Raw genomic sequence first — 15,131 nt, forward strand, 5'->3', positions numbered from 1 at the left:
AGCTGTTTTTTGATCTAGTTCTTGTGGCATGCCATTCAACAGGGCATAATCGAAAACTTATTTTTTTGACGGTGCGCGGTTTACGCATCCGTCTTTTCAGCCAATATAGTTTGGATAATCTTCATCATGATGCGAACTCATTACTGTGGCTCTTTAACTGAAGCCCAAATCGACCAGACCGTTACATTATGCGGTTGGGTACATCGTCGCCGTGACCATGGCGGTGTTATTTTCCTTGATATGCGTGACCGTGATGGTCTCGTTCAAGTGGTTATTGACCCAGATACTCCAGAAGCATTTGCAACTGCAGATAAAGCACGTTCTGAATATGTATTAAAAATTACAGGTCGTGTTCGTCGCCGTTATGAAGGTACTGAAAACCCAAATATGGTGAGTGGTCAAATCGAAGTTTTAGGCAAAGAAATCGAAGTTCTTGCTGCATCTGAAACTCCACCATTCCCATTAAATGACGACACAATTAATGTGTCTGAAGAACACCGTTTAAAATATCGTTTCTTGGACATCCGTCGCCCAGAAATGTTAGAGCGTTTACGCTTCCGTTCTAAAGTAACCAACTTGATTCGTAACTATTTAGACGATCATGGTTTCTTAGACGTTGAAACTCCGATTTTAACTCGTGCAACCCCTGAAGGTGCGCGTGACTATTTAGTACCAAGCCGAGTACAAAATGGTAGCTTCTATGCACTTCCACAATCACCACAATTATTCAAACAATTGTTGATGGTTGGTGGTATTGATCGCTACTACCAAATCGCGAAATGTTTCCGTGATGAAGACTTACGTGCTGACCGTCAGCCTGAATTTACTCAAATCGACATTGAAACATCGTTCTTAAACGATGATGACATTATGGATTTGATGGAAGGCATGACTGTTAAATTATTTAACGACTTGCTTGGCGTAAAATTTGAAAAATTCCGCCGTATGCCATACAGCGAAGCAATGCGTGACTATGCATCTGACAAGCCAGACTTGCGTATTCCGTTAAAACTCGTTGATGTTGCAGACTTAATGCAAGAAGTTGAGTTCAAAGTATTTGCAGGTCCAGCTAAAGACCCTAAAGGCCGTATTGCAGCACTTCGTGTACCGGGCGCAGGTTCATTAACACGTAGTCAGATTGACGAATACACTAAATTTGTCGGTATCTACGGTGCAAAAGGCTTAGCGTACATTAAAGTCAATGAAATCGAAAAAGGAATTGAAGGCCTTCAATCTCCTATCGTTAAATTCATCGAACCAATCGTAATGCAATTGCTTGAACGTGTTGGTGCTGAAAATGGCGATATCGTATTCTTTGGTGCGGACAAAGCTAAAATTGTAAATGATGCAATGGGTGCCCTTCGTGTCAAGATCGGTCATGACTTGAACCTTGCGACTTGTGAGTGGGCTCCACTTTGGGTTGTTGACTTCCCAATGTTTGAAGAAACTGACGATGGCAAATGGACTTCTGTTCACCATCCATTCACATTACCTAAATCTAGCGTAGAAGACGTGAAGAGCAATCCAGGCGAAGCACTTTCTGTTGCTTACGACATGGTATTGAACGGTACTGAAGTTGGTGGTGGTTCACTTCGTATTTACACATTAGAAATGCAAAAAGCGATTTTTGAAGCGCTTGGTATTTCCGATGAAGAAGCAGAAGAAAAATTCAGCTTCTTACTCAATGCGCTTCGTTACGGTGCACCTCCTCACGGTGGTTTGGCATTTGGTCTTGACCGTTTAGTAATGCTTATGACTGGCGCGACTTCAATTCGTGATGTTATTGCGTTCCCTAAAACGAAAACTGCTGAATGTCCACTTACTCAAGCACCAGCTCCTGTTGAAGCAAACCAGCTTCGTGACTTGGGCATCCGCTTACGCGAACAACAAAAGAAAGAAGCTTAATTGCTCTTTAATAAAAAACCCTGCAATTGCAGGGTTTTTTATTAAGAAATAAGATATATATTCGACTTACCTAAGCTATGCTTTGCGAATATGCTGGTCAGTGGCATAATAAGGTGCTTTTAATTTAGAGGTCAGCTTTATGGCTATGCGCCCAGATGTACGTCGACATGCTTTAGTCGTGATTGTATTCTCCCTCGCACAATGGTTTTTCATGCGCTACATCCTTGCGAATGAATTATTTAACCTCACGACGAACCAACGTATTCTTTATTTCTGTGTAAGTAGTTTAATCGGAGCATTACTTATCTTTGTTGCACTGATTTATATGGTGCTCAAAGGTAATGCGGACCAAAAATAAAATTCATAAACTTAATCTTGAATCAAGTTTATGAAAGACTTAGCCATTGTTTCCATATCTATAATACTTTTGACTTCTTTTGGTATGTCATAAGGATGATTAATACATTCTTTTAAAGCAATGGCTAACTTCTCTATGTCATTTTTTGGAATTAGATAGCGGTTCATAATCGGATTATCAAAGAGTAATGCGATGCTACTACTTGAGTTATAACTTACTATTGGTACATCCAAACTCAAAGCTTGTAATAAAGATATCGGGCTTCCCTCACTTGATGAGCTCATAACCACACACCGAGATTGACATATAAAATCTTGCGGACTACTGGACCAACCAAGGAAATCTACACGATTTTGTAGATTTAATTTATTCACTAAATTTTTTAAAGGTAAAATTTCAGGACCATCACCTAATATTCCAAGTTTTCCGCTCACGTTTGCTTTATTGAACGCCTTAATAGTATGATCAACCTGCTTAAGATTCACTAAACGCCCTAAAAATAAAGCATCCCACTTTTTTGAATTAAAACGGTTTGTGTTTTCTGGTAATTCAATACCATTTGGAATTGTTACAAACTCTGATGATTCTAAGATCTTTTTATATGCTTCTTCGAGATGCTTACTGACAATAACAATTCTTTTCCCCTTAAGTAATTGTTTAAAATAAATTTTATGACGTTCGTAACGTAAATAACTACGCAACTGCCCCCAAATATCCTTAAAAGCTCTTCTCTCTAATATCTCCCCATGTACCCAAAACCAGATTTTATCTTTTTGTCTAAGATAGTCATAAAGATAATATCCATTGTGAAATCCTAAAATAATTAAATTATAATTCCTCTTATTAATTTTTTCTTCAACCATAACCTGTTCAGCTTTTGTTAAATTTTTCCTTTTCCACAATTTACCATAAGAAAAATCATGGCGAATATTTAAACTAATAAGTTCAACTGATGGTTCAAGATGACATTCCTGATTCGTATTATCAAGTGCACAAACTGTGACTTTAATTAATGAAGAGCGGCTTAAAAAGTTTGCGAGAGCACTTGTAATGCTTTGAGCACCACCCTTACCTAAGTTATCAACAATAAAAAGTATTTTCTTCATTTCCAGATTTTCAACTTCAATAAATAATATCTAAACCAGTTACTTACTCTTAGCCATAAATATCCAGAAAAAGATTTATTTATTTTAAAAAGCGCTTTTGTTATTTGTCTATTAATTTTATATTCAGCCAGAGGATATAAAAAATGAAATTTATAGTCTTGTATAATTTTTTTCATATCATTATACATTGCTAAATGATTATGAGAAAAGTTAGAGTCATGTACTCTGTAACCACAAAAGACTTCTGGTATATAGTCGAGTCTTTCACCATTCTTTGTTAGCTTTAACCACAAGTACCAATCTTCAACTTTTATACTTTTATCATACCCATTTACATCTTTTAAAGTACTCAAACGAAGCATTTGTGTACATGCGGGCAAATCATGCTTATTTAGAATAATATCTTCAAATGAAAATGATGTCTTATTAGAGATCCTCGTAGTAACTGCATTTCCACTCGCATCAATAATTGCTACTGCACTAAATACCCCAATAACAGGAGTATTTTCAAGGTATTCGACTTGTCTGAATGTTTTCTCAGGGAACATTATGTCATCTGACGCAATCAGAGATACATATTTTCCCTGACACCATTGTATTGCTTCATTTAGTGTCGCACTCAGACCTTTATTTTCACGTGTGTAACATTCGAACCGTTTAAATCTTCCTCGACATTCTGACTCTATTTTTTTTATTTCCTCAAATGAACCATCTTTTGAACCATCATCAATAACGATGAGTTCAATAGCTTTATAAGTTTGATTTATAACAGACTTGATACTATCAAGAATATACTGGCGATGATTATAACAAGGTATAATTACCGAAACTAAAGGCTGCATTTAATATACTCATATCTAGTAAAAATCTTAATTATTTTTACTTGATTCTTTAAAATCAACATAGTTACCATTTCAATTAACAGATAAAAAATTATTAGCTCATAATTAGCTTAACTCATTCCATTTTTTATATACTTACTTTTATACAATGGGGTATACCGATAACAGCCACCTACAGAAAACCTGCAGAGTAAGTTTGCTAATATTAATGGATATTACGCGGTCTCCCCTTCTGAATTGATTAAATATCTTCATTTAAGATTTTTTGCACTCACTATAATATCTTTCTAAAAATAGTTAATACATCTAATCAACTAGTTATAGTAATGATAAACGTCATGGATAAAGTCATTATGCTCTTTTGCTATTTGTTCAAAGCAATACTTTTCTAATGCTTCTTTCTTGGCTTGCTGCGCGAGCTGTAATGCAAGATCTGGGTTTTTGATTAAATATTCAATGCCATTTGCCAAATCCTGAGCATCGCCCACTTTGGCAACCCAAGCATTTTCTCGATGCTTACATACTTGTAAAGGGCCAACATGATCACTACTCAAGACAACCTTTCCCCAACCAAAAGCATCAAGTATTCCAAGTGGCTGAATATCATTTAGAGAAGGAATAGCCATAATATCTGCTGTATGGTAAATCTCAATTTTTTGCTGCGCATTTACCCATCCAGGAAATTGAACTAAATGTTCAATACCAAAATCCTGAACCATTTTTTCATACTCGGCTTTATTTTCTCCATCACCAGCAAGTATTGCTTTAACCTGAATATTCTTTTGATTCAATAAATGAATAGCTTCAATTAGGACATGGACACCCTTATTTGGTATCATACGGGTTAGCATTGCTATAGTAACCGGGTTCCTAAAAGGTTGAGGAAGTGCGGGCTCCTCCGGCAGATGCATCAGATTAGAAATTACACGATGCATTTTTATTGATTTTTGCTTTTCTGTTAATAGAGATTTCACCAGCTCTTGAATATGAGGTGTGATATGAATGAATGCATCAGCTCTGATCGTCCTTTTTACATTATGGCTATGATTCACAGCAATAACAGGTATCTTTTTTGACATGCCGATCTGAGCATTTTTAAATAGCCAAACAGCCTTTCCACTATGGGCAATAATTACATCTGGTTGTTGTTCTTTCAAAAATTTTCTAACTTTTAGAGCAGCATTAATACTATAAAAACCGGTATTAGGAATGACATGAATTGGACGTGACCCACTACTGAGGTGTTCATTTTCAACACCACGCAGCAGAACAACCTGATGACCATTAAGCTCTAATGTATCAGCTATATTCAACATGGCTTGCCAACGACCGCCTGTTGCATCACCATAAACAGTATTAATAATTTTCATAAATTTTTGCCTAAATTTAAAAGACAAACATGTTAAAGAGAGAATAAGCTCGCCTTTCAATTTGTGATGGTACTAAAAATTAAAAGTATTCACTATGTTTAGTTTAAACAATAGACTTAGTGAGTGAATAGTGATAATACTTTATTACAACTCTTACTTACCTGTTTCCAGCCTACCATTAGCACTGAGTTTATCTATAACTTCAATAATGGCATCTGCAACAACCTGTTGGCCCACTGCCGATAAATGGGTTTGATCGTCATAATTTCTAGTTTCATCTAAACTCAAACGCTCATAATTTGGAACATATAAAACACGCTTACCATCAGATAAGGCTTTTAAAGCCTGATTATATTCACGAATTCTAGGTTCACGACTTTTATCTAAATTCGGATAAGTATCAATTAACAAAATATATTTAGCTTGACTATGTTCAATGATATATCGAATATTTGCCATATATTCTTCTAAAGGGACAACATTCTCTGTACCAACCAATCGATGCCAATGAAATTTACGTGCATATTTTTTTAACTTTTTAACAAGTTTACGCAAGAATTTACGCCATGGACTATCTGGGTAGTATAAAACAAAAGGAGAACCTTTAAACGTTAACCAACTATCAACCCCTCCATATTGGATACTAATAATATCCGCAGTTCGTACATCCGCTTTATGATTAAAAAATTGCACCCCTTCACGAGTACTACACATGGTGTAACCATAATTTTTCAATTGCCACCCTTTTGCTTGAGCAACTCGCTCAGGATAGGCAGCCCCAATATTGTTAACTTCTCCGATTGTATTACACCCTCCTAAAGCAATATAACGTAGTTGAGTCATCGGAATTTCCCAAAGAGATTGAATGAGGTTATTATAAGCCACAAAAGAGGCATATGTTACATTATTGTGAAAAACATAAATGCTATATTATTCCATATTATATTTGTGAGGATCTATGTACACATCGTTAGGACAATCTTCTGAGATATATCATGTACATAGAGAAAGTCTCGCACCTCTTCCTCAACAAGAGTTCAATTTACCATTTGCCTCTATCGACTGTGATGTAGTTGTTTTACTGGCATGCACACAAACACAAAATAAAGACACAATTATTTATTTAAAAGGTCCAGATATACTCGATAAAAAATTTATCGCTACCCGCTTTTTTTTCCAGTCTGAAGGATTTATTTTCAACTTTTTTGGTTCATTTATCAAAAGAATTCGTTCACGCCGCCAAAACTTTAGTAGTGAATCTTACCGGATTCTACTTACAGATATCACGGAAAATCATTTAGAAAGAAATATCAAAACACCAGAAACAGCTTATAACTGGACTAATCCGCGTTGGCGCTTAAGCGAAGAAAAACGTAATGAGCGATATAAAAAACTTCTTCAATCATTTCAAACTGATGGATATAATTTTGCACATCCAATGCATATCATGCTGTGTCGATCTATGGGGGTAAAAGATAAATTAAATCAAGGCCATCATCGCATTATGTTCTGCAAAATGTTTAATATTCATGAGGTTAGCACTAAATTTATTAGCTCTGCATACATGCCAATGGCTATCCAACCATTTTTTAAGAAATTTATTATGCTTATTAATTACAAACAAGTTTAAAGAAAAAATTGTTTGGTTATTTAACTATAGTAAACAATAAATAACCAATCATTTTGAATTTTATCATCAGAAAAATTAGTAAGTATTTTATAATTTTTCACTAGCTAAGTGATTATTTAAGGCTTTATATAAATTATGGCTATGAACCACTTGATGGTAATGGTCAAGATATTGATTGATTTCTGATAAATGTTCGATATCCAGTTTAAATAACCATCCTTTTTCTTCAAGCATTGATAACTGTGAATCAATTAATGGATCCTTCATTTCAGTCTGATTATATACAACTATAAGAGGCTTTTCAGCCATCATGATTTCAGCCATCATTGAGGTAGAATCCTGACTACATACCACCCAGTTTGCAGCCTTAATATAGTTTTTAATATCACACGCTTGCCCTTTAGCTACCCATGTCATTTTATCTTGTGCTTTAAAAATCTCCATTTTTTCACAATAGTTCCTCAACTCAGTTTCAAATTTCATTGATGTCCTTCTTGAAGTGGTTAGAAGTAGTCGGGACTCTGGGAATTGTAAACGAATATTTTGTAGTAACTTTGCCCACTGTAATGGCGAACAAATTCCTACTTTTTCACTATCAGCACCAATGAGTACTGTAATTACTTGTTCATGAGAACTGATTTCCAGATTCTTCCTTGCTTGATCTTGAGTTAGCTGAAGGCTAGTCATTTTATTCGGTGCAATAGGGTAATATAAATAATGCTCTAATGATGCTTGTTGCTCACGTACTGTAAAAATCACATCAAATTTTTTTGGTGAGATTCCTCTCAATGAACTTGCCACAATATTTTTTACATTATATTTTCTAATCAAAAAGTACTTTTTTAATAGAACATTTGGTATTAAAGTATTACCTCCTGAGGAAATAATATACGCGACAGGCAAATCATCTAAACGTTGAAGCATCTCATCAGACACAAAATAACGTAACCAATTAATATCAATGTGAAAATTTAATAGCCAGCGAAGCAGACGATACAACCAGTGATTGGGTTGTTCCAAATGAATCCACTCAACTTTATATTCTTGATTTTGATTTAGAAGTTGAATAATTCCTTGGGTCTGTGTTTCATGACCAGCCTTATCATCTGTCAGGGCTAAAATTACTTGTTTTGAGGAAGAAAGCTGCTGCGTTTTCAAGCTAGATCCTTAAAATTCAAAATTAAAACTTATCTCAAGGTTCTAAAAAAGATGAAACCTTTTAAGAAATTTTCAGTTACATTTAGATTATTTTATTTATGTTAATACTAAACTCTTAAGAGAATATTAATTTTCACAACTTCTTAGAAAATTTAACAATAACATTTACAAATCCTCTTATATAATTACAACAACAATTTATAATTAAAAAAAACATATTATTACATTCAAGATATTTTTTAGTTGATATATCTTGAAAAACCTAAATAAATGGTATGAATTTTATAGTAATGATTGATAGACTTGGACCGTATGATCAATCATTTTTGTAAAAGTCAGTTGTTCCTGTGCCAGAGCATAAGCCTTTTTAAAACTTGCTTCAGGGACTACCACATCCAAATAGTTTTGAATCACTTGTTGCAATGCTTCAATATTATTTGGTTCACATAGAAACTCAACAGGAATAAACTCAGCCATCATTCCGACATCAGTTCCTAACACAGGACGTTGAAGCAATAAACTTTCAGCAAGTGTATACGGCCCCCCTTCACGCAAGGAAGACACAATCAAAGCCTCATGGTCTGTAATCAATGGGTGAATATTGTCGCTATACCCATACAAGTGAACCCGATCAGCTAATTGGTACTCTTGAATCAATTGCTCTAACTTTTCTCGTTCTTCACCATCACCAACAATAGTTAATTGGTGTGAAATGTTCCGCCAAGCAGCCAGTAAAAGATCGAAACCTTTCACTTCATTTAAACGCCCAATGGCAATAAATTTTCTATTTTTTACAAATGATTGAGCAGGCATATTCAAAGAAATACCATTATAGACCACACTGAGTTTTTCCGGCTGCCCCACAATCTGCGCGAGTCGCTTACTCACACAAATGATATGATCAAATGCCAAGTAAGAATCAATCTTTTTCTTTGCACCATGGATAGTCACCACACAAGGGAAATCAAAACCTACAATCATGCCTTGCAACAGTTTGGCCGTTTTAGAAGCATGAGCATGTAGCACTTGTGGTTCTGTCCCCAATATTGTTTTTTTAAGCAGATATTTCGTCCACGGGTTATAACGACTGCCACTCATATCAAAAGCAACAAAGTTTACCGAACTTTCCACCTGACTTTGATATTTCTGATGTGCAATTAAAGAAACTTCATGTGCTTGTGATAAACCAGCAGCCAGCTCAAGTACATGCTTTTCTAGGCCACCTTCCTCATCACTTGCCATCACAAGCGTAATTTTCATGATTAGCCCTCACGCGTACCAAGTTTTAAACGAAGTTTGACGGCGAATAATGAATCTTTTCCGCTGATCTTAATACGTTGTAGTTGCATAAAGTCCGGCTGTTCATCATCAATGCCTTCCATTGTGGTCACTGCATTGCTATACCCTGACTGTTTTGCCAGTTTAACATCTCGGTCTGAGTAAATACCAAATGGATAAGCAAAACTGTTTACTGGTTTTTCTATCAGTTGTTCAAGCCACTGCTTTGAATCTGATAGTTCTTTTAAACAATCCGTATCATCCAGTTTGTTTAAATTAGCATGCGTTAACGTATGTGAACCAATTTCAATCAGTTCGCTATCTGCCAGTTGCTTGACTTGAGCATCATTCAACTTAGCCTCACGCATGAGTTCACCACTATTATGATGTTCTTTTTTATAGGTTGACCAATCACGATCATGACGATCAACCACCACATATATGGTTGCCTTGGCCTGATATTTTTCTAAAATGGGATAAGCATTTTGTAAGTTGTCTAAATAACCATCATCAAAGGTAATGGCAACTGTTTTGGCTGGGTGCTTTCCCCAGTTCTCTTGCAATTCCTGCATCGTTACAAAATGGAAGCCTTGCGCTTTCATCCAGGCAACTTGCTTTTCAAACTCAGCGGGCTTGACCCGAAGCTTATTAAATTTGGCACCATTAATATGGTCTCGTACCATGTGATACATCAATACACGTGGTCGATTCCAATCCACTGCTGGCTTCCACCACGCATACTTATAGCTAAATAACACAATAAGCAAGACCAGTAAAATCAGGATATAAAACACAATGCCAAACTCATTATTTCGCTAAAAGATATGTTGCCACACGGTCTGCTTCTTTAAAAGCATAAGGTTGTGGCAACTGTACGACACAAGTATTCTGTGAAATTAGTTGTGATTCTATCATTTTATCAATCGAGTGCGTAATTCTATCGTCTTTCAACCGATCGATTGCTATGACCCCTACGCGACAACCCGCAGTAAGTGCTTCAAAAACCATAGAAACGCTATCTTCTGTTACCCATACAGCTTCTGCTTTTTGCATCTCTTCAAAAATCCAGCCCTGAGGTGTTTGCTCAACCGGAAATATTTGTAAATGCGGGGCAAAACTTTGTTGTCTTAAAATATCAATAAACTCTGCTGGTGTTCGACGTGAAGTCGTTAAAATGATTTCGGCATCCGGATTATTCTCAACAATCTTTTGCACGCTTAATAATACTTTTTCTTGGTTCCATTGATGCCGTTTTGACGAACCACCTAATGCAATTAAAATTCTAGAAGCTTGATGGCGTTTTTCATTACGAATGGGATTTAATGCCCCACGCGTAACAATCACTCGATTATTCGCAGGAATACCGTCGTGCTCTGGAATCACAGCATAATTAAACCAAACCGTCGGTAAATTTGGCTTCATTAAAATAATCGTTTTGGCCTTTTTGAAAATTTTACCGAGCAACCAGACACGAAAATGCGTATGACTTCCAACACCAAATATAAAATCGGGCGCCTGTTGAAATAGAGATTTTTTTGAAGAAAAAAGCGCTTTGATTAGAGAAAAAATAGGCAAGTCATTAATAGAAACTTCTTCAAAAGTTGCATTTGCCTGCTGTCTTTGCATCGCCTGAAACAAGCCTAAAGCTTGTGAGCGATGCCCTGCTTTACCATCAGAGACATAGACAATATGCATAAAAGCTCCCTAACACAAAAATAAAAAGGCGAAACCAACGTTCGCCTTTTCATGTTAACGGATTAACTTATTTTACGTAAGTTAACCAGTGTTCATATTTTGGATTTTTACCTTGAACTGCATCAAAGAAAGTCTTTTGGATTTCAGTGGTAATTGGGCCACGGCAACCCGCACCGATTTGACGGTCATCGTATTCACGAATTGGTGTTACTTCAGCAGCAGTACCTGTGAAGAATGCTTCATCAGCAATATAGAATTCGTCACGCGTAATACGACGCTCAACAACTTCATAACCAAGATCTTTAGCAATCGTCATCACGGTTTGGCGTGTAATACCGTCAAGTGCACCACCCGCAATATCTGGAGTGTGTAAAACACCATCTTTAATCAAGAATACGTTTTCACCAGAACCTTGGCATACATAACCTTGTGGGTCCATGAGCATTGCTTCATCGTAACCAGAATGTGCAACTTCTTGGTGAGCAAGAATTGACAACGTGTAGTTACCAGATGCTTTTGCTTTACACATGGTCACGTTTGGATGGTGGTGAGTAAATGATGAGGTTTTAACGCGAATACCTTTCGCCATTGCTTCATCACCAAGATATGCACCCCATGCCCATGCTGCAACAGCGGCATGAATAGTGTTATTTGTTGCTGCAATACCAAGTTTCTCTGAACCGATCCAGATCAGTGGACGTAAATAGCAAGAAGCTAATTTATTTTCACGAACAACATCGATTTGTGCTTGTTCAAGCGCTGCTTGATCATACGGCACTTTCATTTGATAAATTTTTGCTGAATTTAACAAACGTTTTGTGTGGTCTTGAAGACGGAAAATTGCAGTACCTTTAGGAGTTTCATAAGCACGAACACCCTCAAATACGCCCATACTGTAGTGTAAAGTATGGGTTAAAACGTGAATCTTTGCATCACGCCAATCAATTAATTGTCCATCTTGCCAAATAAAACCATCACGATCAGCCAAATTCATGGAACACTCCAAATTGTTATAAAATCATTCACTATCCAACTCAACCGAGGCGGTTGGGTCTATTAATCTTTGCCATAAATTGCAAACGACCGCACGGGTACTACGCCAGTCCGCTGCGCTTACTTGCATGGATTGATTCGCAAGGGCTAAGCGGTGGCTTTCGGCACGTTCACTAAGATAGGCTCGAATTAATGCTGTGGCATCTTCACTGGATAAGCAGTCTGCTTTAGCAGCATCTTCTAATATTCTTACATTATCAGAATAATGGGCGAGATCGGGTTTCGTCCCGCTCCATGCAAGTACAGCATACTGTGCCATAAATTCGATATCTACGATACCACCTGCGTCCTGTTTTAAATGAAAAATACCATGTTTTTTTTGTTCAGAAGATGAACCTAAGTGGTCTTTCATTTTCTGACGCATTTTCAGCACTTCCTCACGAACATAAGCCTCATCTCTAGATTGAGTCAATATCTCGCGGCGAAATATTTCAAATTTTTGGCAAAGCGCTTCATCACCTGCAATAGAACGCGCACGAACTAATGCCTGATGCTCCCAAAGCCATGCACTTTTCAACTGATAATGCTCATAGGCTTTCAGGCTTGTCACCAATAAACCTGCCTCACCTGAAGGTCTTAAACGTGTATCAATTTCATAAACGCGGCCATCAAGCGTTTGAGTGGTCATTAAAGACATAAACTTTTGAGCGACACGCATGGCAAACTCAAAACCAGTTATTGACTTAGTACCATCCGTGTCGGCTTGTTCATCTAGATAGTGAATAAAGACCAGATCTAAGTCCGAACCATAGCCCAGCTCAATACCACCCACCTTGCCATAACCAATGACAGCAAAGGCTTTATAATCGAGTGAACAACGTTTTCCCTCGACATCTTTTGGGTAACCATGACGCTTTGCTACGGTCTGATAAGCTAAATTAAGAGTTGCATTAACACTGACTTCTGCAATATCTGTCAAAGCATCAGATACCTTCATAAGAGGACTTTCAGCTAACACATCACTTGCAGCGACCGTTAACACATTACTCTTTTTAAACAGGCGAAGTACCCGCATTTGATCTTCGACCTGATCAATTTCGATACGAAGTAATTGCTGACGTAATGAGTCTTCCAAGTCCTTACGTTTTGGTAATTCAAAGTCCATCGACAAGAACTCATCCAGCAATACCGGATATTGCGTTAACTCTTCACAAATCCAAGGGCTCACTGTTGCCATTTTTACTAAGCGTTGTAATGCCCCTTTACTTTCAATCAGCATTACCAAATAGACGGTTCGACGCATGACTGATTCAATCAGTGGCATTAAACGTAATAATGCAGTTTGTGGTTGTTCTGACTGTAAAATGGCTTCAATTAAATGGGGCCAAAACGTTTTTAAACGCTGCACGGCATTGGAAGGAAGTTTTTTAAGTGCATGACCATGCCAGAACTCATGAATCAGATTTTTTGCATTATCATCTAACACTTCATCTAGCTGCTGCTCTAACTGTCCAAAGTTCTCGGTAGCTGCATTGGAACTTGTGTCTTCAATGAGCTGCTTAAACTGAACTTTTACTTTTTGGCGTTTCTCGTTAAGAACATCAATAAATTCATTCCAACTCGTAAAACCCAAGGTATCTATAATGCGTTGTCGTAAATCTGCTTCTTCTGGTAATAGTTGCGTTTGCTGATCATTCAAGGCTTGAATTGCATGTTCAACACGTCGCAAAAACAGGTAAGCATCTTCAAGCTCTAGTACGGCCTGTTTTTCTAACAAGCCTGCCTCACCAATATGTTCAAGACTGACTAAACATTGACGGTCTTGCAGCTCACGTTTAGAACCGCCGTAAATAAGCTGGAACACCTGAACAATAAACTCAATTTCGCGTATACCGCCTGCCCCGAGTTTAATGTCATCTTCAATATGCCGGCGTAATACTTCGCGCTCAATCATCGCTTTCATATCGCGCATGGCAGCAAAAGCGGTGTAATCGACATAACGGCGGAATACAAAAGGACGTGTCATTTCTAATAAGTCTTGCCCTTCTTTACCCCCAGTGACAACGCGTGCCTTAATCCATGCGTAACGTTCCCATTCACGGCCATGCTGACTTAAATATTTTTCTAAAGCTGCATGACTAATCGCTAATGCAGAGCCATCTCCCCAAGGCCGTAAGCGCATGTCTACTCGAAACACAAAACCATCTGCGGTGATATGTTCAAGTAAATAAATAAGTTTTTGTCCCCACAAAATACAAAACTGCTGTACATCAATACATTTACGACCGTTGGTTTCGCCTTGCTCATCAAAGGCAAAAATCAGGTCGATATCACTTGATAGATTTAATTCCTGTGCCCCAAGCTTACCCATGGCAACCACAATCAAATCTTGAACTTTGCCTGAATAACTTAATGGTTCGCCGTGTTTAGCAACCAATGCAACACGAGCAAAAGCCTTTGCGGCACAAATACTTGCATCGGCAAAGTCTGAAAGTTCACGAGTAAGTGTAACGACATCCGTCAGTTGATTGGCATCTTGCCAGATCCAGCGAAACATTAAACGACTGCGCAGTATACGAAGCGCACGCATCCACGTTATTTCATCGCCAATTCCGTCAAGGGTGGTGTCTACAAGTTGGTAAATTTGTTCTGTTGAGAGCGGTGCAGCAAATTGATCTATTTGATAATCTTGTTCTAAAACAGCCTGATGTAATCCTAAAACTTGTTCAGCATATTGGCTGGCACGCAATGTTTTTTGTAACTGCTCCGCATTCATATAAAAAAGCTCTTTTCCTC

General features: G+C 37.3%; 13 protein-coding genes. 3 read left to right on the forward strand and 10 right to left on the reverse strand.

What is annotated here, in order from left to right; genetic code table 11:
* The first annotated feature begins 126 nt into the window (after positions 1 to 126).
* Together aspS and KNQ97_RS07910 are read left to right on the forward strand one after the other, a co-directional pair.
* Complete coding sequence (gene aspS / locus KNQ97_RS07905) at positions 127 to 1,905, forward strand: aspartate--tRNA ligase (RefSeq protein WP_000986451.1); 1,779 nt, start codon at positions 127 to 129, stop codon at positions 1,903 to 1,905.
* Between the two features lie 139 nt (positions 1,906 to 2,044).
* Positions 2,045 to 2,263 carry a hypothetical protein gene (locus KNQ97_RS07910; protein ID WP_001251488.1) on the forward strand — a complete coding sequence of 73 codons (219 nt, stop codon included), beginning with the start codon at positions 2,045 to 2,047 and terminating at the stop codon, positions 2,261 to 2,263.
* Positions 2,264 to 2,274: 11 nt separating this feature from the next.
* On the opposite strand, the gene KNQ97_RS07915 is transcribed toward KNQ97_RS07910, so the two are convergent.
* From KNQ97_RS07915 to KNQ97_RS07930, 4 genes are all read right to left on the reverse strand, one after another.
* Positions 2,275 to 3,369, reverse strand: a complete 1,095-nt coding sequence (locus KNQ97_RS07915) for a glycosyltransferase (RefSeq protein ID WP_000721802.1) — start codon at positions 3,367 to 3,369, stop codon at positions 2,275 to 2,277.
* Positions 3,366 to 4,211, reverse strand: coding sequence for a glycosyltransferase (locus KNQ97_RS07920; protein WP_001182910.1), 846 nt, complete (start codon positions 4,209 to 4,211; stop codon positions 3,366 to 3,368). Before KNQ97_RS07920 ends, KNQ97_RS07915 begins: the two co-directional genes overlap by 4 nt.
* Positions 4,212 to 4,525: 314 nt before the next feature.
* Positions 4,526 to 5,581 carry a glycosyltransferase family 4 protein gene (locus KNQ97_RS07925; RefSeq protein ID WP_000691781.1) on the reverse strand — a complete coding sequence of 352 codons (1,056 nt, stop codon included), beginning with the start codon at positions 5,579 to 5,581 and terminating at the stop codon, positions 4,526 to 4,528.
* 153 nt (positions 5,582 to 5,734) lie between these two features.
* Positions 5,735 to 6,424, reverse strand: coding sequence for an SGNH/GDSL hydrolase family protein (locus KNQ97_RS07930; protein ID WP_000192776.1), 690 nt, complete (start codon positions 6,422 to 6,424; stop codon positions 5,735 to 5,737).
* A gap of 115 nt (positions 6,425 to 6,539) precedes the next feature.
* On the opposite strand from KNQ97_RS07930, the gene KNQ97_RS07935 reads away from it, so the two are divergent.
* Positions 6,540 to 7,211, forward strand: a complete 672-nt coding sequence (locus KNQ97_RS07935) for a hypothetical protein (protein ID WP_000288747.1) — start codon at positions 6,540 to 6,542, stop codon at positions 7,209 to 7,211.
* Between the two features lie 87 nt (positions 7,212 to 7,298).
* Here the strand turns inward: KNQ97_RS07935 and KNQ97_RS07940 are convergent, their stop codons facing one another.
* The 6 genes from KNQ97_RS07940 to glnE form a co-directional block, all read right to left on the reverse strand.
* Positions 7,299 to 8,369 carry an ELM1/GtrOC1 family putative glycosyltransferase gene (locus KNQ97_RS07940; protein WP_000857007.1) on the reverse strand — a complete coding sequence of 357 codons (1,071 nt, stop codon included), beginning with the start codon at positions 8,367 to 8,369 and terminating at the stop codon, positions 7,299 to 7,301.
* Positions 8,370 to 8,651: 282 nt separating this feature from the next.
* The gene (locus KNQ97_RS07945) at positions 8,652 to 9,629 is read right to left on the reverse strand and encodes a glycosyltransferase (protein WP_046879447.1); all 978 of its coding nucleotides are present in this window, start codon (positions 9,627 to 9,629) and stop codon (positions 8,652 to 8,654) included.
* Positions 9,630 to 9,631: 2 nt separating this feature from the next.
* On the reverse strand, positions 9,632 to 10,441 hold the full coding sequence (locus tag KNQ97_RS07950) for a polysaccharide deacetylase family protein (protein ID WP_253612044.1): 810 nt from the start codon (positions 10,439 to 10,441) through the stop codon (positions 9,632 to 9,634).
* A 13-nt stretch (positions 10,442 to 10,454) separates the two neighbouring features.
* Entirely contained in the window at positions 10,455 to 11,342 is an 888-nt protein-coding gene (locus KNQ97_RS07955) for a mitochondrial fission ELM1 family protein (RefSeq protein WP_253612045.1), read from the reverse strand.
* 67 nt (positions 11,343 to 11,409) lie between these two features.
* Positions 11,410 to 12,336 carry a branched-chain amino acid transaminase gene (locus KNQ97_RS07960; protein WP_001046506.1) on the reverse strand — a complete coding sequence of 309 codons (927 nt, stop codon included), beginning with the start codon at positions 12,334 to 12,336 and terminating at the stop codon, positions 11,410 to 11,412.
* Positions 12,337 to 12,360: 24 nt separating this feature from the next.
* A complete protein-coding gene (gene glnE / locus KNQ97_RS07965) occupies positions 12,361 to 15,111 on the reverse strand; it encodes a bifunctional [glutamate--ammonia ligase]-adenylyl-L-tyrosine phosphorylase/[glutamate--ammonia-ligase] adenylyltransferase (RefSeq protein WP_000990834.1) in 2,751 nt (916 codons plus the stop codon).
* Between the last annotated feature and the right edge of the window lie 20 nt (positions 15,112 to 15,131).

The sequence above is a fragment of the Acinetobacter sp. UC24323 genome (assembly GCF_024151445.1).
In the GTDB taxonomy this organism is placed as follows: domain Bacteria; phylum Pseudomonadota; class Gammaproteobacteria; order Pseudomonadales; family Moraxellaceae; genus Acinetobacter; species Acinetobacter baumannii.